General features: G+C 66.9%; 14 protein-coding genes. 7 read left to right on the top strand and 7 right to left on the bottom strand.

Annotated features, from left to right (window positions below; translation table 11 throughout):
• Positions 1–144: 144 nt before the first annotated feature.
• From N5C25_RS13220 to N5C25_RS13245, 6 genes are all read left to right on the top strand, one after another.
• Positions 145–789 carry a histidine phosphatase family protein gene (locus N5C25_RS13220; RefSeq protein ID WP_005408242.1) on the top strand — a complete coding sequence of 215 codons (645 nt, stop codon included), beginning with the start codon at positions 145–147 and terminating at the stop codon, positions 787–789.
• Positions 790–824: 35 nt separating this feature from the next.
• A complete protein-coding gene (gene folC, locus N5C25_RS13225) occupies positions 825–2096 on the top strand; it encodes a bifunctional tetrahydrofolate synthase/dihydrofolate synthase (RefSeq protein ID WP_134730175.1) in 1272 nt (423 codons plus the stop codon).
• 80 nt (positions 2097–2176) lie between these two features.
• Entirely contained in the window at positions 2177–3220 is a 1044-nt protein-coding gene (locus N5C25_RS13230) for an SPOR domain-containing protein (RefSeq protein WP_279937082.1), read from the top strand.
• 46 nt (positions 3221–3266) lie between these two features.
• Positions 3267–4046 carry a CvpA family protein gene (locus N5C25_RS13235; RefSeq protein WP_279937083.1) on the top strand — a complete coding sequence of 260 codons (780 nt, stop codon included), beginning with the start codon at positions 3267–3269 and terminating at the stop codon, positions 4044–4046.
• 30 nt (positions 4047–4076) lie between these two features.
• Positions 4077–5543, top strand: a complete 1467-nt coding sequence (purF, locus tag N5C25_RS13240) for an amidophosphoribosyltransferase (RefSeq protein WP_049414284.1) — start codon at positions 4077–4079, stop codon at positions 5541–5543.
• 9 nt (positions 5544–5552) lie between these two features.
• Positions 5553–6377 (top strand): ferritin-like domain-containing protein, encoded by an 825-nt coding sequence (locus N5C25_RS13245; RefSeq protein ID WP_279937084.1) that lies wholly within the window; start codon positions 5553–5555, stop codon positions 6375–6377.
• A gap of 86 nt (positions 6378–6463) precedes the next feature.
• On the opposite strand, the gene N5C25_RS13250 is transcribed toward N5C25_RS13245, so the two are convergent.
• Entirely contained in the window at positions 6464–7921 is a 1458-nt protein-coding gene (locus tag N5C25_RS13250) for a DUF2235 domain-containing protein (RefSeq protein ID WP_262213489.1), read from the bottom strand.
• Between the two features lie 225 nt (positions 7922–8146).
• On the opposite strand from N5C25_RS13250, the gene N5C25_RS13255 reads away from it, so the two are divergent.
• Positions 8147–9400 carry a M12 family metallo-peptidase gene (locus N5C25_RS13255; RefSeq protein ID WP_279937085.1) on the top strand — a complete coding sequence of 418 codons (1254 nt, stop codon included), beginning with the start codon at positions 8147–8149 and terminating at the stop codon, positions 9398–9400.
• Positions 9401–9487: 87 nt separating this feature from the next.
• Here N5C25_RS13255 and lpxH read toward each other — a convergent pair whose 3' ends face one another.
• The 6 genes from lpxH to ppx form a co-directional block, all read right to left on the bottom strand.
• A complete protein-coding gene (lpxH, locus tag N5C25_RS13260; RefSeq protein ID WP_279937086.1) occupies positions 9488–10234 on the bottom strand; it encodes a UDP-2,3-diacylglucosamine diphosphatase in 747 nt (248 codons plus the stop codon).
• 65 nt (positions 10235–10299) lie between these two features.
• Complete coding sequence (locus tag N5C25_RS13265; protein ID WP_010483928.1) at positions 10300–10839, bottom strand: phosphatase PAP2 family protein; 540 nt, start codon at positions 10837–10839, stop codon at positions 10300–10302.
• On the bottom strand, positions 10820–11965 hold the full coding sequence (locus tag N5C25_RS13270; RefSeq protein ID WP_279937087.1) for a glycosyltransferase family 1 protein: 1146 nt from the start codon (positions 11963–11965) through the stop codon (positions 10820–10822). The genes N5C25_RS13265 and N5C25_RS13270 overlap by 20 nt, the downstream gene beginning before the upstream one ends.
• A 143-nt stretch (positions 11966–12108) precedes the next feature.
• Positions 12109–15033, bottom strand: a complete 2925-nt coding sequence (locus N5C25_RS13275) for a TonB-dependent receptor (protein WP_279937088.1) — start codon at positions 15031–15033, stop codon at positions 12109–12111.
• A 336-nt stretch (positions 15034–15369) separates the two neighbouring features.
• Positions 15370–18339: a TonB-dependent receptor gene (locus tag N5C25_RS13280; RefSeq protein ID WP_279937089.1), complete on the bottom strand. Its 2970-nt coding sequence runs from the start codon at positions 18337–18339 to the stop codon at positions 15370–15372.
• A gap of 303 nt (positions 18340–18642) precedes the next feature.
• Positions 18643–20169, bottom strand: coding sequence for an exopolyphosphatase (gene ppx / locus N5C25_RS13285; protein WP_019659539.1), 1527 nt, complete (start codon positions 20167–20169; stop codon positions 18643–18645).
• Between the last annotated feature and the right edge of the window lie 125 nt (positions 20170–20294).

Consider the following 20294-nt stretch of genomic DNA (forward strand, 5'->3'; position numbering starts at 1 on the left):
TCCGAAACCCCGCGACCCACGTCGCGGGGTTTTTTCATGCCCGGCCCGGCCCGGTGCGCCGAACAGGTATCATCCCTGTTCCGCGTACTTCACAGGATGTGAACGAAACGCGGAAACTTCCTCCCCCCAGGACCCCTTGCACGCATGCGCATCCTGCTTGCCCGCCACGGCGAAACGCCGTGGAACGCCGAAGGCCGCTACCAGGGCCAGATCGACATCCCGCTTTCGCCGATCGGTGAAGCCCAGGCCCAGGCCCTGGGTGCCCGCTTGGCCTCGGTGGACATCACCCGTGCCGTCGCCTCGCCGCTGTCGCGCGCGCAGCGGACCGCGCAGCTGGCGCTTGGCGCCGCCCGCGCCGACATGCTGCTGACCGAGCCGGAGCTGCAGGAAATCGCCCACGGTGAATGGGAAGGGTTGCTGGCCAGCGAGATCCACGAGAAGGATCCGTCGCGCCTGCAGGCCTGGCGCGAGGAGCCGGATACGGTGTTGATGCCCGGCGGCGAATCGCTGCGCCTGGTGCTGGAGCGCAGCTGGCGTGGCCTGGCCCGCGCCACCGAAGGCCTCGGCGAGCACGACACCCTGCTGGTGGTTGCGCACGATGCGGTCAACCGCGTGATCCTGTGCAAGGTGCTGGGCCTGCCGCTTTCCCGGCTGTGGACCTTCCGCCAGGCACCGACCACGCTCAACCTGCTCGAAGGCGCCGACCTGGACAGCCTGGAAGTGGTGCGCCTGAACGACTGCGCCCACCACACGCCGTTCTTCGGCGAAGCCAAGCACCGCGCCCTCTGATTCCCGAACCACCTGCTTCTGCTGGAACCCCTGCCGTGACGAACACCCCGACCACCCTGGCCGACTGGCTGGACTACATTGAACGCCAGCACCCGGCGACCATCGACATGGGCCTGGAGCGCGTGCGCGCCGTGGCCACCGCGATGGGCCTGGGGGCGCCGGGCAAGCGCACCATCGTGGTTGGTGGCACCAACGGCAAGGGCTCGACCGTCGCCTTCATCGAAGCCATTGCACGTGCCGCCGGCTGGAAGGTTGGCGCGTACACCTCGCCGCATCTGCTGCGCTACAACGAGCGCGTGCGCATCGACGGCCAGGACGTGGACGATGCGGCGCTGGTTGCTGCGTTCAACGCCGTCGAGGCCGCACGCGGCGAGACCACGCTGACCTATTTCGAGTACGGCACGCTGGCCGCGCTGCAGCTGTTCGCCGACGCCGGGCTGGACCTGGCGGTTCTGGAAGTGGGTCTGGGCGGTCGCCTGGATGCGGTCAACATCGTCGACGCCGATGTGGCCGTGATCACCACTGTGGACATCGACCATGCCGAATGGCTGGGCGAAGACCGCGAAGCAATCGGCACCGAGAAGGCCGGCATCATCCGTGGCTGGAAGCCGGTGATCCTGGGTGAGACCGACCCGCCGTCGAGCGTGCTAGCACGGGCCTACCTGGTGGGTGCCAACGCGATCCGCGGCGGCAGCGACTATTTCTACGAGCCGATCGATGCCCAGCGCTGGCGCTGGCGGGACGTTGGCCTGCGCATGGAACTGCCAACCCCGGCGCTGGCCGGGCCGATCCAGCTGGCCAATGCGGGTGCCGCCATTGCTGCGCTGCGCGCGCTGGACAAGCCGGTGCCGCGCGCGGCGTGGGCCGCTGGTATCGCGGCGGCGCGTATCCCGGGTCGGCTGCAGGCGTTCGAGCGAGATGGCGTGCAGATCCGCGTCGACGTCGGGCACAACCCGCAGGCGGCGGGCCAGCTGGCCCGCGCGCTGAAGGCCGAAGCGTCGGCCGGGCGCACCTTGGCGGTGTATGCCGCATTGCAGGACAAGGACGCGGTGGGTGTGGTGCAGGCATTGCAGGGCGTGGTTGGCGAGTGGACCCTTGCCGGCCTGGACGGCCCGCGCGGCCAGAGTGCCGCCCAGTTGCAGGCGCGCCTGGCCGAGACCGATGCTGGCAGCGCGCAGCTGGCCGCTTCGGTCGAGCAGGCGCTGGCGCAGGTACTGGACCGGGCCGAGCGCGGTGACCGCGTACTGGTGTTTGGCTCCTTCCATACCGCCGCCGCCGCGTTGCAGTGGCTGCAGCGCAACGCCTGAGCCACGTTCAGCCAATCCCGACGCCGTCCGGTCCGGCACCCGTATAATCGACCGCAACCTCCGGACAGTTGCCGCCTCACGTGGATACGCCTCTGAAACAGCGTCTGATTGGTGCCATCGTGCTGGTCGCACTGGCCGTGATTTTCCTGCCGATGCTGGTCAAGGGACCTGCACCGGACAGCGGTGTGGCCTCGGTGCCGATCGCCGCGCCGGACGCGCCGGCCGATGGCCAGTTCGAAACCCGTGAACTACCGCTGGTGGCTCCGGCCGGTGGTGCCACCGGCCTGCAGACCGGGCAGGCCAAGCCGCTGCAGGACGCCGCCACGCCGGCCACTCCGCCGACCGTGGACACCTCCCCGGCGGTTGCTGCCGGCAACTACGCCGTCACCTTCGGCGCCTACGGCAGCAAGGCCGACGCCGATGCCGTGATTGCCTACCTGCAGCGCTCGCAGCTGCCGGGCTTCGCCGAAACGGCGACCATCAACGGCCGCCAGGCATGGCGCGTGCGCGTGGGGCCGTACGCCGACCGTGCACAGGCCGAGGCCGCCCGCCTGCAGGCGGTGAAGATCCGTGCCGATGTGAAGGCCGAAGTGATCACCCTGGATGCCGCAGCGGACAGCAGCGCCCCGGTGGCAGCCACCCCGGCACCGGCTACGCCGAGCGCCAGTACCCCATCCGCCGCCACCGCGCCGTCGGCCAGCAGCAACCCGGTGCGCAGTGAAAGCCTGCCGCCGAGTACGCCGACTGCAACGACCACTCCGGCGGCCAAGCCCGAGCCGCCGAAGCCGGCGCCGAAGCCTGAAACCCCGAAGCCCGAGCCGAAGCCGGAGGCCACCGCCAGCAAGCCGGCAACGGCCCCGGCCACGCCGGCAGCACCGGCCGCCAGCGGCGTCGGCTTTGCCGTGCAGCTGGGCGCGTTCGGCCAGGCCAACGATGCCAACGCCCTGCGCGACAAGGTCCGCGCCGCCGGCTTCAGTGCTTTTGTCGAGCAGGTGCGCACCGAAAAGGGCACCCTGCATCGCGTCCGCGTCGGGCCGGTGGCCAACCGTGGCGATGCCGAGCAGCTGAAGGCGCAGGTTGCCGCCAAGGTCGGCGTGGCCGGCATGGTCCGGCCGCACCCATGACCCACGCGCAGCCGCGTTGCCAGCGCCGCCGAAGGAGCGGGGCGCCATGATCGACGTGGTGCTGCTGATCGTGATCGCCGCCTCCACCCTGCTGGGGATGCTGCGCGGCTTCGTGGGAATCGTCATCGGCACCCTGTCGTGGCTGCTGGCCGTGTGGGCGGCCTTCGCCTTCGGCAATGATGCCGCCCATTGGTGGGCCGCCCCGGCGGCCCCCGGTGGCGAACACTTCGTCGGTGGCTACCTGGGGGTCGGCATCGGCGTGATGATCGTGGTCGCGGTGATCGGCATGGTCATCAAGGCCCTGGTCCACCGCAGCATGCTGACCAGCCTGGACCGCCTGCTGGGCGGGGTGCTGGGCGCCGTGCGGGGCGGCCTGATCGCAGCGATCCTGCTGCTGCTGGGCAGTTTCACCCCGTTGACTGCCGAACCCTCTTGGCAGCGCTCGGCGGTGCGCCCACTGCTGAATCCCACCGTTGCCTGGATGAACAGCAAGCTGCCGCACTGGGAGGTTCCCGGGGCCGATCTGCTGCCCAAGGCCTTGCCGACCGATGCGCTGTCCCCATCTGCATTGATGGAGTTGGGCAAGAACGCAGGCGCCGGGTTGGGAAAGCCGGGCGCGGCAGGCGATAATGGCATCCTCAACCAGGTAGTGGCAGGCAGCGGATGGCTGCGGCCTGCGAAAGCGGAACAGGGCGATTCCTACGATCCGGCGGAAGTGCGCCCGGATGCTCCTGCACTGCCGGACAGTATCGAGCCGGGCGATCCGGCCAACGTCGACCGCGTGCGCGGCGACCACCGCGGCCAGGTACGGCCACCTTCCTTGTAACTGGGCACAGCCCAGCGGAGACCTCGCATCATGTGTGGCATCGTCGGAATCGTCGGCAACCAGAACGTCGCCGGGCAGTTGTATGACGGCTTGACCGTCCTCCAGCACCGTGGCCAGGACGCGGCGGGCATCGCCACCGCCAATGGCAGCCGCCTGCGCGTGCAGAAGGCCACCGGCCTGGTCCGCGATGTGTTCGATGCCCGCACCATGTCCACCCTGGAAGGCAGCGTCGGCATCGCCCACGTGCGTTACCCGACCGCCGGTTCGGAAGGCATGGACGAGGCGCAGCCGTTCTACGTCAATTCGCCGTACGGCATCGCGCTGGCCCACAACGGCAACCTGATCAATACCGAGGCGCTGCGCCAGCAGGTGTTCGAACAGGACCGCCGCAACGTCAACACCGATTCGGACAGCGAAGTGCTGCTGAACGTGTTCGCCTACGAGCTGGAACAGCAGCGCCAGCTCAGCCCGGAAGCCGCGATCCGCGCGGTGGCCGGCGTGCACCGCCGTTGCAAGGGCGGCTATGCGGTGGTCAGCGTGGTGCTGGGCCTGGGCCTGGTCGCCTTCCGCGACCCGCATGGCATCCGCCCGCTGGTGCTGGGCAAGCGCAGCCATGCCGAGGGTGACGAGTACATCGTGGCGTCCGAGTCGGCCGCGCTGGATGTGCTGGGCTTCCAGCGCGTGCGCGACGTGCAGCCGGGCGAGGCACTGGTCATCACTGCACGCGGCGAGCTGTTCTCGGAGATCTGCGCCGAGCCGGCCGAGCACACCCCGTGCATCTTCGAATACGTGTACTTCGCGCGCCCGGACTCGATGATCGACAACGTGTCGGTGCACAAGGCGCGCATGCGCATGGGCATCAAGCTGGGCGAGAAGATCCTGCGCCTGCGCCCGGATCATGACATCGACACCATCATCCCGATCCCGGACACCTCGCGCGACGCGGCGCTGGAAATCTCCAACGTACTTGGGGTGAAGTACCGCGAGGGCTTCATCAAGAACCGCTACATCGGCCGCACCTTCATCATGCCGGGGCAGGGCGAACGCGTGAAGTCGGTGCGCCGCAAGCTCAACCCGATCCACCTGGAGTTCCGCAACCGCGTGGTGCTGCTGGTGGACGATTCGATCGTGCGTGGCACCACCAGCCAGCAGATCGTGCAGATGGCCCGTGACGCGGGCGCGCGCAAGGTCTATCTGGCCAGCGCCGCGCCGCCGGTGCGCTACCCGAACATCTACGGTATCGACATGCCGGCGGCTGAAGAGCTGGTCGCGCACAACCGCACGGTGGAAGAGATCGAGGCCCACCTGGGCTGCGACTGGCTGATCTATCAGGACCTGGAAGACATGGAAGCGGCGGTGAGCGAAGGCAACCCGGCGCTGCGCAGCTTCGATTCGTCCTGCTTCAACGGCCACTACCCGACCGGCATTGAACCGGGCTACTTCGAGCGCATCCAGCAGCTGCGGTCGGACGATGCCAAGCACAAGCGCCGCGCCTGAGGATCAGGCGTGGTGGATGTGCCCGACGTTGGTGGCGACCTGCTGCGCGCTGCGCAGCAGTGCCTGGCTGAAGCCGATCCGCTGCGCAAGGTCGCATTGACCCAGGCGTATGCGGCCGCGTTCCGTGCCGGTCGCCTGAAGGTGGCGGCCAATGCGCCACCGCCGGAACCGATCCGCATGCCGGGCCGGCCGGCGCAGCTGATGCTGGTGCATCCGCGCGAAGTGCCGCGGCGCGGACTGGGTGGCGTGGAAGGGCGGGCCGCTTTCATCCACGCCATCGCCCATATCGAACTCAACGCGATCGACCTGGCCTGGGACGCGGTGTACCGCTTCCGTGGCCTGCCGTCGGCGTTCCATGCCGACTGGGTCAGCTGTGCCGACGACGAATCGCGGCATTTCATGCTGCTGCGGGAGCGCCTGCAGGTGCATGGCCACGACTACGCCGACTTCCCCGCGCACAACGGCCTGTGGGAAATGTGCGAAAAGACCGCGCACGATGGCCTGGCACGCATGGCGCTGGTGCCGCGCGTGCTGGAAGCGCGCGGCCTGGACGTCACCCCGGGCATGATCGGGAAGCTGCGCAATGTCGGTGATGGCGAAACCGCCGATGTGCTGGAGGTGATCCTGCGTGAGGAAGTGGCGCATGTTGCCGCCGGTTCGCGCTGGTACCGCTGGTACTGCGACCGCGCCGGTGTCGAACCGCGTGCACGTTTCAAGGAACTGCTGGTGGAGTACGCCGGCGGCTACCTGCACGGACCGTTCAACATGGAAGCGCGCCTGCTGGCCGGGTTCGATGCGGATGAGCTGGCCAACCTGATCGAACAGGCGGGCTGATCCGCGCCGGTTGGCGGCATCCACGCATGGCGTGGATCTACTTCATCTGGCTGCACCAGTAGATCCACGCCATGCGTGGATGCGCGTCATGCGTTGGGCAGGACCACCCGCTTGCCATCCACGGTTGGCCGGTTGATATAGAACAAGCCAGGGCCTGGTCGATACGGCAGTTCGCTGACGCCGGCATCGGCGGCGTAGGTCAGTGCGGTGTCGCCCAGCGCATCGAAGTTCCAGTGCGCCGACTGCATCAGGTAACGCCGACGCAGCAGCGCCTCCTGTGTCGCCGTCAGTGGCTGTCCGGCCACCAGACGCCGTGCGATAGGCCGCAGGGCGGACGGCAGTTCCCAGCCGGGAACCTCGGCGGCATTTGCAGTCCATTGCACGCCGGCATCGATGGCCTGCTGCTGCATCACCTGCAGTGCGATCAGCTGGTAACGCCAGTCGATGGGCCGGCGCAGTACCACGGCGGCGGTCACATACAGCACCGGTGACAACAGCACGCTGCGGCTGCCGGCGCGTCGCTGCTGCTGCCACTGGTGCCAGACATCCACCCAGATTTCCTTCTCGTCCACGCCCAGCTGCTGTCGCCAGCGTTCGGCATCGGCCTGTGTTTCAGCATAGGCCGTGGTGGCCTGCAGCATCGCCAGTGGAGGAATCTGGTAGTCGGCAACCGCGGGGCGGCGCAGCAACTGCCGGCGCGGGCGACTGAGCAGCTTGGGCCCTTCGTCGAGCTGGTTGTAGCCGCCACCGATGTTGGCGTGCACGCCGGGCAGGGCAATCTCGGTGAACGGCGGCGCCACGCTGGTCAGTGCATAGTGCTGGCGATGTTCATCACGCGCGGTGAGCTGCACGACGTGGCGTGCGATGCCACGGCGCAGCGCCAGTTGCGGCTGTTCCTCGGCGCGGCCGCCATTGACCGCGACCACGGTGTCGAACAGACCGATGAAGCGAAGCACCGGCGTGGCCGGGGCGAAGTCGGTTGCACAGGCAAGGCCCGAGGCCTGCAGCAGCTGCCGCCACCGCGTGCCGTCCCAACCCTGCAGCTGGTTGGCGATGTCACGTGCCGAGGCAGCGCCGCGCGAATAGCCAAACAGATCCACCTGCACACTACGCAGCGGTGGCTGCCAGCGTGCGGACAGCTCGGCCAGTGCCGCCGGCAGCAGCACCTGCAGCGCACGCCGTACTTTGGCGCGCACACCACTGGCGCCGATGCCGAACGCCAGTCCGATCAGGTCGTCGTCGGCATCGTCGCGGGTGCCCACGCCTTCCACGTAGATCGACAGCGAAGGTGTGGCCATCGCATCGCGGCGGCTGTCCGGATACAGCTGCTGCAGGCGTGCGATGTTGGTCAGGCCGTTGTCGTAGCTGCTGGTCAGCCGGCTCTGGTAGGTCGAATCGTCATCCGCACGCAGCTGCGCCGGGCGTGGCTGCGGAACCCGGGGGCGACCGCGTGCCAGGTTGTGTGCGTTGTTGCGGGTGCCATCGAAGAACAGGCCTATCCGCAGCAAGCCGACATCTTCGTCCGTGTCCTGCGATGGAGCCATGTGTATGTCCCGTCGTGGCTACGTCACGGTAGCGCGAAAGCGGTGTATTGGCGAAGTGTAGTGACGCTTTTGACCTTAATTAACGTAGATGCGGTGGATCACAGTTCCTGATTTTCATCTCCGTCTTCTATTGAATTCACACGGCCCACGCAGGCCATATGGCCAAACCCGGCAAACCCGGGCGTGCTGCATCAACGCTGTTCACATCATTCAAGGAGCGACGCAATGTTGTCCAGATCGATTGGCAAAGCGGCAGGTGGCCTGGTGTTGGGTTTGTTGGTGGCAGCGGCCTCGCAGGCGGCACCGTTGTTCGAGCCGGTGACGGTCATCAGCCGTGCATCGGCAAACAGTGAGCCTGCGCTGGGCAAGCTGCTGGCTACCCCGTCCACGGCGACGGTACAGGAAGTGCGTGTCGATGCAGCTGCCACCGCGCAGCCGCAGCTGGAGTTCGAACTGCTCGGCCGGCGCGTGCAGGCGGTGCGCAGCAAGGTGGAGGCGCTGCCCGATGGCGGCAGCATCTGGTACGGCCAGTTCCGCTCCCCTTCTGACAAGCTGACCGCTGCCACGTCCAATGGCCAGGACGATCCGGGCAATTCGCTGATCCTGGTGCGCTCGGGCGACACCATCACTGGGTCGATCCGCAAGGACGGCAAGCTCTATCGCCTGCGCCCGCTGGGCAACCGCCACGTGCTGGTGGAAGTGGACGAATCGCGGATGCCGGCCGACCATCCGGCCGACTACAACCAGCTGCCGAAAATCCCGATGGGCGCCAACGATCGCATCGGTACCGCACAGGCGTCGTCCGGCACCCCGGCCACCATCCGCGTGCTGGTGGTGGCGACCAATGCGGCCGTGGCGGCCTATGGCGGCAACATGCAGTCGCTGGTGCAGCTGGCCGTGGCCGAGTCCAACCAGGGGTATGTCAACAGCAACGTGGGCATCACCATGCAGCTGGCCCGCTACGAGACCACCAACTACACCGAATCGGGCAGCTTCGATACTGATCTGGCCCGCTTCCGTGGCACCAGCGACGGCTACATGGACAGCATCCACACCAGCCGGAACACCTACACGGCGGACGTGGGCGTGCTGCTGATCAACAACAGTGCGTACTGTGGCCTGGCCTCGGGCATAGGCTCGACGGCTTCCACCGCCTTCGCGGCGGTGTACTGGGATTGCGCGACAGGCTATTACTCGTTCGCGCACGAGATCGGCCACCTGCAGAGTGCACGGCATGATATCGCCACCGACCCGAGCACCTCGCCGTACGCCTATGGTCATGGTTATCGCTATGAGCCGTCCAGCGGCACCGGCTGGCGCACGATCATGGCCTACAACTGCACCCGCAGCTGCCCGCGCCTGAACTACTGGTCCAACCCGAACATCAGCTACAACGGCATCCCGATGGGCAACGCCAGTACCGCCGACAACCAGCGCGTGCTGGTCAATACCAAGGCCACCATCGCGGGCTTCCGCTGAGGCCAGGCGCCGGCCAAGGGCGGCGTCTGCCCGGGTGCGTGCACCTGCCCGGGTAGATGCCAACCCTGGTTGGCACCCTGCGATCCATCATTCGCGCGCGAGCGTATCCAGCGACCAGCCGCCGGCATCCACGCGCAGCACCGATCCCTGTTCGTACCAGTCGCCCAGTACGATGCGGGTGCAGGTGCGTCCACCGGCCTGCAGCGTGTGCACCGCCGGGCGATGGGTGTGGCCATGGATCATCGTATCCACGCCGTGGCGCACGAAGGTGGCATCGACTTCGGCCGGGGCGACGTCGGTGACGGTCTCGAACTGTGCGCGGTCACCCTGCTTCATTTCCGCCTGGCGTGCCTGGCTGGCATCACGCGCCTTCTGCGCGAAGGCGATGCGCGCGGCCAGCGGCTGCGACAGGAACTGCGCCTGGAATGCCGGGTCGCGCGTCTGTGCACGGAACTGCTGGTAGGGGATGTCGTCCGTGCACAGCAGGTCACCGTGCTGCAGCAGCACCGGGCGACCGTACAGCTCGATCACGCACGGGTCGGGCAGGATGCGCAGGCCGGCACGGCGCGCATAGTCTTCGCCGAGCAGGAAGTCGCGGTTGCCGCGGATGAAATACACCGGCACGCCGCTGTCGGAGAGCACCTTCAGCGCGTCGGCCACTGCATCGGCGGCGGGCGAGGGCGTGTCGTCGCCGATCCAGGCTTCGAACAGGTCGCCGAGGATGTACAGCGCATCGGCGCCGGGCGCCTGTTCGCGCAGGAAGCGCAGGAACAGGTCGGTGATCTCCGGACGGCTGGGGTCCAGGTGCAGGTCGGAAATGAACAGCGTGGTCATGCCTGCATTCTAGGCCATCAACGATGACGGTAGCGCCGGGCCATGCGCGGCCGGCGCGGCGGCCATCACACCGGCAGCGGCAACCAGGCCAGGCTGGCCGATGCCAGCAGGATGGCAATGCCGGTGGCGGCCAGTACATCGGACGGGTAGTGCAGGCCCAGCACCACCCGCGACAGCGCGACGCCGAAGGTGAACGGGACCAGCAGCGGTGCCAGCCACGGGTAGTAGGCCAACGCGACGATGGTGAACGACACCGCGTGCAGGGTGTGCCCGGAGGGGAAGCTGAACTCGTCCAGCGGTGCCACCCAGGCACGGATGCGCAGATCGGCCGCATACGGGCGGGGACGCCGGGTCCAGCGCTTGAGGCCTTTGTAGAGCAGCAGCGCGGCCAGCCCGGTGGCGGCCATGTGCACGGAGGCGCGCAGTCCGTCGAAGCCGTCCAGCAGCACCAGTGCGCCCATCAGCACGTACCAGAACACGCCATCGCCGAGCCGGCTGATGACCGAGAACAGCCGGCGCACACGGCGACGCCGGCAGTAGTGGTTGGCCCGGCGGCACAGCCGTGCTTCGCGGCCGGCCAGCAGCTCAAGCGGCGTAGTGCGCATGGCCGCTCCTCCGCGACTGGGCCAGCTCGGCCAGCAGCGCATCGAATTCGGCAACCACCTGCTGTGGATGCAGGCGCTTCATCGCACGCGCGGCGCTGCTGCCCAACTCGCGGCGCCGTGCATCATCGGCGGCCAGCTGCACGGCTGCCTCGATGAACTGCTCATCGTTTTCCACGGCCGCGCCGTTCTCGCCATTACGCAGGTATTCGCGGGCCGCACCGTAGTCGAATGCGACGGTGGCCAGGCCGCTGGCCATGCTTTCCAGGGTCACGTTGCCAAAGGTCTCGCTGCGGCTGGGGAACAGGAACAGGTCACCGCTGGCGAAATGCCGCGCCAGGGCCTCGCCGCGCTGGATGCCGCAGAAGATGAAATCCGGGTTTTCATGTGCCAGTTTTTCGCGGGCCGGACCATCACCTACCCAGACGAAGCGGGCTTTGGGCCGGATCTGCTGCAGGCGCCGGAAGGCTCTCACCGCCAGGCCAAGGTTCTTTTCCGCGGCGATGCGGCCGACGTAGATCGCGACCAGGCCATTGCCGTCCACGCCCCATTCCTCGCGCAGCGCCGGGTCGCGCCGGCCGGGATCGAACTGCTGGCTGTCGACCGCGCGCGCCAGCAGGCGCACGCGGTCGAAGCCCTGTTCAACAAGGAACTGCTGCAGTTCGCGGGTGGGCACCAGGGTTGCATCGGCCTGGTTGTGGAACCGGCGCATCCAGCGCATCGCCGCGGCCTGCAGCCAGGCCACGCCGTAGTCGGGCAGGTACTCGTCGAAGCGGGTGTGGAAACCACTGGCGACCGGAATGCCAAGGCGGCGTGCGGTGCGCAGCGCCGACCAGCCCAGCGGGCCCTCGGTGGCAATGTAGACCGCATCGGGACGCTGCTGCTGCCAGTGGCGGTTGAGCCGGATCGGCGCAGGCAGGCCGAAGCGCAGGCCGGGGTAGCGCGGCAGTGCGGCGCCCGGAACCAGCAGCGCACTTGGCGCCGAGTCCCGTGCTTCGCTGGCCTGGCGTGGCCGGATCAGGTCGATGTCATGGCCGGAAGTGCGCAGTCCCTGCTCCAGGCCCTGCACGGTGAGGGCAACGCCGTTCACTTCCGGCGGGTAGGTCTCGGTGACGATGGCATAGCGCATGGCGGGCCTCCGGGTTTCCGGCATGCTCGGGCCTGGCGATGTAGCGGATATGACCGCTTTGCGACCACGGGATGACGGCGGTCCGGTTGCCGTGGAGCCACGGCCCCGAAGGGCCGTGGCGGTGCTGCAGCAAGCGCGGTGGATCAGAAGCGCTGCTGGTATTTCATGTAGATGAAACGACCAATGTCGAAGCCACCGTAGTAGGAGAAATTGGCGCTCGGCTGGCTGTACATGACCGGACCCTGGCGGCCGAACACATTGTTGGCACCGATCGAGACGGTCGCATCCCATGGCAGGTTGTAGCGTGCCTGCACGTCGTGGAAGGTGACCGATCCGCGACGATTGTAGTCACGGCTGCCGCTGAACCATGGAGCGCGCTGGTCGGGGTGCGAACACTCGTTCGGATACTCATCAACGCCCAGGCAGCGCTCCTTGACCGCAGAGAAGTAGCGCAGGCCCCAGGTCAGGCCGAGGTTGCCGCGTTCCCAGCCCAGCGATGCGTTGGAGCGCACGCGGAAGCCGATGCCACCGTCGGTGGCGATGCCATTGCTGGGAATCGGCGGTACATCCGCCTCGTTGGTGGTCCGTTGCTCCGCAGCGACCACATAGGTGGTCTTCCAGTCGGCGCTCAACGTGCCCCAGGAGGTTTCGATCTTGTGGCCGATCTCCAGGTCATAGCCTTCGGCCTGGCGGAAACCGCTGTTGCGGCTGCCATAGCTGAGCGTGTTGACGATGCCCAGCTCCGGGTCGCGGGTAAAGCTGCCGCAGCGCTCGGCGATGCCCAGTTCGTAGCAGTCGCGGAGGATGTCGTTGGGGTGGTCGGCGACAATGGTGTTGTCGATGCGGATCTTCCACCAGTCCAGCGCGATGTTCAGCCCTTCGGCAAACGTCGGGCTCCACACCAGGCCCAGGGTGCGGCTGGTGGAGGTTTCCGGCTTCAGGTCGGGATTGGAACCGTTGGTGAAGGGCAGCGGTGTCTGCCCGCTGCTGCCGGTGATCGGCTCATTGCCCTGGCCGAGCTGGCGGTAGCTGTCTGCATTGGCGATGTCGGCGGCGCAGCGTGCACGCACCTCCGGGCTGCTGGCGGCCGCGCCATACACCGTATCGCAGGGGTCACGGAAGCCGGTGGTGAAGGTCTGCGAACCCCCACCGTACAGATTCGCGATGGTCGGTGCACGGAAGCCCTGCGCCCAGGTGCCACGGACCAGCAGCTGGTCGATCGGCTTCCACGACACGCCGAACTTGCTGTTGAGGGTTCCGCCGAAGGTGGTGTAGTCCGAGTAGCGCGTTGCCGCGTCGAGGGTCAGCTGGCGTGCACCGGGGAGGTCGTGCAGCAACGGCACGCTCAGCTCCAGGTAGGCCTCGTCGACGCGGTAACCCCCTCCAGTGGGGCCCGCCGCCAGGTTGGTGGTGGCACCGGTCTGGGCCAGCGCGTCGGGAATGAAGCGCCCCTCCTCGCGGCGGCTCTCCACGCCCAGGGCGAAGCCCAGTTCCCCCGCAGGCAGCGTGGCAAGGCCTCCACTGAGGCTGGCGAACAGGTTGCGGGTGGTGTTTCTGCCACGGGTGATTTCCTCGGGGAACAGCCAGTCCTGCAGTTCGCTGTTGCCGGTCAGGCCGTAAGGGTCATCCTGGCCATACGGTACCAGCGGATTCCAGGGCTTGCAGCCGGCAATCGGTGCCTCCGGTGTACCGCATTCCACCTTGCCGGTGGCCGGGTTGTAGAACGAAGGGCCGGTGGAATCGGCGACGCGCTGCTTGTGCAGGTTGCCGGTGGCACGCTGCTCCAGTTCGCTGCGGTTGTACTGGTAGCCGGCTTCCCAATCGAACTCGCGACCGACGAACTGGAAGTTGCCTTCAAACGCGGCCACACCCTGCCAGGTGGTCAGTTCGCTGATGCTGACCCGCGGAATCTCCCAGGTGCGGCGGTTCCAGTGCACGTCGCTTGGGTGTTCATAGCCGTGGTGGCTGCCGAACGGGTTGAACCAGCTGTCGGCGGACATCGGCGTGATGCCGGCCGCAGCGGACTGGAACGGATAGCCGGCGACCTGGCGCGTGGTGGAACGCCGGTTGTAGGCCAGCTGCGTACTGAAGCGGACCTGGTCGTTCATATCCATGCGTGCGTCGACAAAGAGCGAATCGCGCTTGATCGGTGTCTGCACGTGCATCTGCTCGTTGCTGTTGCTGACATCACCGGTGAACGGTGTGTTGTCACTGAGGTGGAAACTGTCCGGCCCGCCCGGCTGGCTGCCGCGGTCGAGGGAATAGCTGCAGCCACGGCTGCTGCTGCAGCCCGGGCCCTTGAAGCCGACGATGCGCCCCCACTGGCCGACCGTGGTCCAGCCATCGTCCGGATGACGATCGGTGTAGCTGTAGGCGCTGAAGCCGCGGTCCTTGGCCCATACGCCCTTCTCTTCGACATGCTCGGCGGCGACGCTGATCGAGGCGCGGTCGTTCGACCAGCCGGCAACCACGTCGTACTGGGTGCGCGCACCGTCACCTTCGCTGAACTGCCCGTGGTAGACGTTGGCCGCCACGCCCTGGACGTTGCGCCGGGTGATGATGTTGACCACGCCGGCCATCGCGTCGGAACCGTAAATGGCCGACGCGCCGTCCTTGAGCACTTCCATGCGCTCCACCGCAGCGGCCGGAATGCTGGAAATGTCCTGGTAACCCGAAGTGGTCATGCCCAGGCGCTTGCCGTTGACCAGCACCAGCGTGCGCTGCGCCCCCAGCCCGCGCATGTCCACGTAGCTGCCGCCTGCGCTCTCGCCGGCGCTGAGCGGGCTGGCGCGGCTGAGCGCGGGGCTGCCGGTCGCGGTCAGGTTCTGCAGGATGTCTGCGACGGAATTGAAGCCCTGCCGCTCGATGTCGGCGCGGCTGATGGTCAGCACCGGCTGTGCGGTTTCCAGGTCGACCTGGCGGATGCGCGAACCGGTGATCTCGACACGGTCCAGCGTGGTGGCTTCCGGTGCGTGCTGGGCAAATGCGGGGGCGGCCAGCGCGGTGGCGGCCGTCACCGCCAGGGCACGACGGATCGCCAACCCGAGCTCGGGAATACGGATGGTCATGGGTCTCTCTCTCAGTCTTCGAAGTCTTCGGAGCACAGCCAAGCGGGGCTGCGTCAATCCCACCGCGGTGGTGGATGTTCGAACCTAGTGAAGATGGGCGCGGAGACGTATGGGCAAGCGACGAAAGTCGTGCAGACAGGTGTGACGCTTCTGCACAAAGCGGAAGCAGATCAATCGATTGCTCCGGCCTGCGGCGTTACGGCGGAGGCGAGGCAGCGGACCGGGTCCCTGATGGAACGCAGCACGGGCAATGTGGAAAGCGACAGTCTGCGCAGAATCAGAAAGAACCACGGCCCCGAAGGGCCGTGGTCGACAAGCGTCAGCGACGCGGGTGGATCAGAAGCGCTGCTGGTACTTCATGTACATGAAACGACCGATGTCGTAGCCACCGTAGTAGGAGAACGACGAGTTCGGCTTGCTGTACATCACCGGCGCTTCCTTGCCGAACACATTGTTGGCACCCACCGAAACGGTTGCATCCCACGGCAGGTTGTAGCGGAACTGCACGTCGTGGAAGGTCACCGCGCCCCGCTCGTTGTAGGCGGTCGGCGACTTCAGCCACGGGGCCAGGAAGGTCGGATCGGAGCATTCGTCGGCATACCGCGAGGCGTTGAGGCAGCGCTCCTTCACGCCGGAGTAGTAGCGTGCGGTCCAGCTGACGCCGAAGTCACCCACATCCCAGCCCAGCACCAGGTTCGAGCGCACGCGGAACGCGAGGCTGGTAGCGGTGCCGATGGTGTTGGCAACGCCGTTGATCGGCGTGATCGCATCGCGGACATCATTGGTGGAGCGGTAGACGTTCTTGCTCACATAGGTACTGGTCCAACCTGCGCTCAGCTTGCCGTAGCCGGTGTCGACGCGATAGCTGACATCCAGGTCGTAGCCCTCGGTCTCGGCGAAACCGGCATTGCGGTTGCCGAACTTCAGGCCGGTGACGATGCCGTTGGACGGATCGCGGGTGAAGCGGCTGCAGCGGGATTCGATGCCCTGCTCATAGCAATCCTTCAGGATCTGGTTGGGGCTGTCACCGACGATGGTGTTGTCGATGCGGATCTTCCACCAGTCCAGCGCCACGTTGAAGTTGCTGAGGAAGGTCGGGCTCCACACCAGGCCCAGCGTTTTGCTGGTCGAGGTCTCCGGAACCAGCAGCGGGTTGGAGCCGGACACGAACGGCGTCGGGGTGGCATCCTGCGCCGTGGTTACCGGCGTGTTGCCCTGCTTCAGCTGGCGGAAGTTGGCTGCATCGGCGATGTCACGTGCGCACCGTGCGCGGACTTCGGCACTGCCCTTGGCCGAGCCGAACACGGTGTCGCACGGGTCGCTGAACTGCGCGAAGGTTTCCGAACCACCACCGTACAGGTCGTTGATGGTCGGGGCGCGGAAGCCTTCTGCCCACGTACCACGGACCAGCAGCTGGTCGATCGGCTTCCACTTGAAGCCGAACTTGCTGTTGAGCGTGTTGCCGAAGGTGTTGTACTTGGAGTAGCGGGTAGCGGCATTGAAGCTCAGCTCGCGTGCGCCGGGCAGGTCGGCCAGCACCGGCACGTTGAGTTCCAGGTAGGCTTCCTTCACGTTGTAGCTGCCACCGGTCGGGCCAGCGGCCAGGTTGGTGGTGGCACCGGTCTGGGCCAGAGCGTCGGGGGTGTAGCGGCCATCTTCCTTGCGGCTTTCCACACCGAAGGCGAAGCCCAGGTCGCCGGCCGGCAGGGTCAGGATGCTGCCGGACAGATTGGCGAACGCGTTCTTGGTGGTGGTCCGGCCGGTGGTGTGCTCCGCCGGGAACAGCCAGGCCATCAGTTCTTCATTGCCGGTCAGTCCGTTCGGATCGTTCTTCCCGTAGGGCACCAGCGGGTTCCACGGCGTGCAGCCGCTGATCACCGCGCCCGGACGGCCACACATCACCTTGCCGGTGGCCGGATCCAGGAACGACGGGCCCACGGCGTCACGCACGCGCTTCTTGTGCAGGTTGCCGGTGGCGGTAGCGGTCAGCTCGTTGCGGTTGTACTGGTAGCCCACGTCCCAGTCGAAGTAGCGCTGGCCGATCTCGAAGCTGCCATCCAGCGACACTACCGCACGGTAGGTCTTCAGTTCGCTGGTGCTCACGCGCGGGATCTCCCAGGTGCGGCGGTTCCAGGCCACGTCGGTTGGCCTGGCATAGCCGTGCTGGGTGCCGAACGGGTTGAAGTAGCTGTCCTTGGACATCAGGCCGGTGGCGGTCGGGTCACCGGAGATGGACACCGAGCTGGACTGCAGCGGGTAGCCTGCAATCTGGCGCTCGGCCGAACGCTTGTTGTAGCCGAATTCGGTGCGCAGGTTGACCTGGTCGGTGATCTTGAAGCGACCGTCGAAGTACACCGAATCACGCTTGAGCGGATACATGACGTGCATCTGTTCGTTGGCGTTGCTGACGTCGCCGGTGAACGGGGTTGCGTCGGTCAGGTGGTAGTTGGCCGGGTTGGTCGGGTCAGCGCCGCGGTTGAGCGAGTAGCCACACCCCTGGGTGGCGTTGGTGCAGCCCGGGCCGCCCTTCAGGCCGGTAACCTGGCCCCACTGGCTCAGCGTGGTCCAGTTGGAGGCGTCGTTCGGGTGGCGGTCGCTCACGCCGTACTTGCTGAACCAGCGGTCCTTTGCCCAGACGCTCTTTTCTTCGGAGTGCTCCAGTGCCAGGGTCAGCGACACGCGATCGTTGCTCCAGCCGCCGACCACATCGAAGCGGTCACGGGCACCGTCGCCTTCGCTGTACTGGCCGTGGTAGACATTGGCGGTCACGCCGTTGACGTTGGAGCGGGTGATGATGTTGATCACGCCCGCCATCGCGTCGGAACCGTAGATGGCCGAGGCGCCGTCCTTCAGCACTTCAATGCGCTCCACCGCAGACACCGGCAGCGAGGACACGTCCTGGTAGCCGGAGGTGCTGATGCCCAGACGCTTGCCATTGACCAGCACCAGGGTGCGCTGCGCGCCTAGGTTGCGCATGTCGATATAGGTGCCGCCGGTGTTCTCGCCAGCGCTCAGCGCGTTGGCACGGCTGATCGCCGGGCTGCCCATCGCGGTGACGTTCTGCAGGATGTCGGCCACCGAGCTGAAGCCCTGGCGCTCGATGTCCAGCCGGCTCAGTGCCAGGACCGGCTGAGCGGTCTCCACGTCCACCTGGCGGATGCGCGAGCCAGTGATCTCGATGCGATCCAGGGTGGTCGGCGCGGCGGTGCCGCCACTCTGGGCGAACGCAGGCAGGGCGGACAGCGCCGCCGTGGTTGCCAGGGCGTAGCGGATGGCCTGCCCCAGGGGGGTAGTACGTGAAGTCATGACGAGCTCTCTCTCTCTAAGGTCGTGCAGGGACGCCAAAAAGGGCGTCGAAGAAATCGGCCGCCGACAAGCGGACCGATGACCCGATAGTAGTCTCGTTGGTTAAGTCTCTGTAAAGAGGATATGTCGGTTTGTACCAGCTTTCTTCATCAGATTTCACGAAAGCTCAACAAAAGCAGTCGCTTAGCGGTCACGCTGAATGCGCTTGCTCGACATGATCTGCTGCATCGCAGCAGATCTACGCGGGGCACGTGCGCGAACTGTAACGGTGTGTGACCTACTCCCCTCGTGGGGGCGCGGCGCTCAGGCCACGAACGGCCGGAACTGGATGCCCAGCCCGGCGATGCCATCGGTCTCGCCGATCAGGTCCGCGCGCAGCAGCGGCCGGGCATCGATGAAGGCCTGCGGCACGATCAGCGACAGGCGGTTGTCGTCGGCGGTCAGTTCCAGTGCCGGCAGCGGATCGTCCTCATGGGCACGGTTGAGCAGCACCGCCAGGCGCAGCAGGGCGGCCAGCCGGCGTGCGGTCAGCAGCAGGCGCTCGGGCAGGGCGTCGAAGGCGGTCTTGGTCACGCTGCGGCGGTGGCTGCGCACCAGCGCGGCCAGCATCTGCTGCTCCTGGCGCGAGAAGCCGGCGATATCCGAGTGCTCCAGCACATAGCTGCCGTGCACGTGGTAGCCGCTGTGCGCGATCATCAGGCCCAGCTCGTGCAGGCGCGCGGCCCAGCCGAGCATGCGCGCATCGTCGGCATCGAGCCTCCAGCGATCCTGCACCTGTTCCAGCAGCGACAGCGCGGTCTCCTGCACCCGCTCGGCCTGCACGGTATCGATGCCGTAGCGCTGGCTGAGTGCGGCCACCGATTCATCACGCAGGTCGTTCTCGCCGGCGCGGCCGACGATGTCATACAGGATGCCTTCGCGCATCGCGGCCTTGCTCACCAGCAGCTTCTGCAGGCCCAGCGCTTGGAACGCGGCTTCCAGTACCAGGATCCCGCCGGCGATGATCGGGCGGCGGTCGCTGGACAACCCGGGCAGCTGGATGTCGTCGATCTTCTTCGCCTTCAGCAGTTCATCGCGCAGCTGCGGCAGGGCCTCGGCAGTGATCGCGCCCTTGCTCAGCTTCATCGTCGCGCATATCTCGCTGATCGCCTTGTGCGTGCCTGAAGAACCCAGGGCTTCCTGCCAGCCCAGCGCGCGGTACTTGCTGGCGAAGGGCTGGAACTCACGGCCGATCTCGGCCAGTGCATCCTTCCAGCGCTTCTTGCTCAGCTTGCCGCCAGGGAAGAAACGCCGGGTGCTGGCGATGCAGCCGGCCTGCAGGCTTTCGCGCTCCAAGGTCTGCATGCCCATGCCGATGATGAATTCCGTGGAGCCGCCGCCGATATCGATCACCAGCCGGCGCTGGCCGGGCTTGGGTGGTTGCGCATGGGCCACGCCCAGGTAGATCAGGCGCGCTTCTTCGCGGCCGCTGACCACTTCGATGGCATGCCCGAGCGCGGTTTCGGCGGGAACCAGGAACGACTGCGGCGAGCGCAGCTGGCGCACGGTGTTGGTGGCCAGCGCACGCACCCGGTGCGGCGGCACATTGCGGATGCGCTGGCCGAAGCGGGCCAGGCATTCCAGTGCACGTTGGCGTGCAGCGGAAGAGAGACCACCCTTGCCATCCAGGCCATCGGCCATGCGCACCGTCTCGCGCAGGCGGTCGATCACCCGCAGCTGACCGAGCGTGTAGCGCGCGATGACCATGTGGAAACTGTTGGAGCCAAGGTCGATGGCGGCCAGCAGGTCGCCATCCTGCAATGCGGGCGGAGTCGTGGTGGTATGCGGCATGGACGAATGTTAGCCGAAGGGGCGGTGTGCTCGTCACCGCGCGGCCTTCACATGTTGTGGGGGGAGTGCGGCAGGGCTGCGCCCTGCACCTGCGGTAGTGCCGGCCGCTGGCCGGCAACAGCAGG

Origin of the sequence: Stenotrophomonas sp. GD03958 (genome assembly GCF_029839005.1) — a bacterium.
Taxonomy (GTDB): Bacteria; Pseudomonadota; Gammaproteobacteria; order Xanthomonadales; family Xanthomonadaceae; genus Stenotrophomonas; species Stenotrophomonas hibiscicola.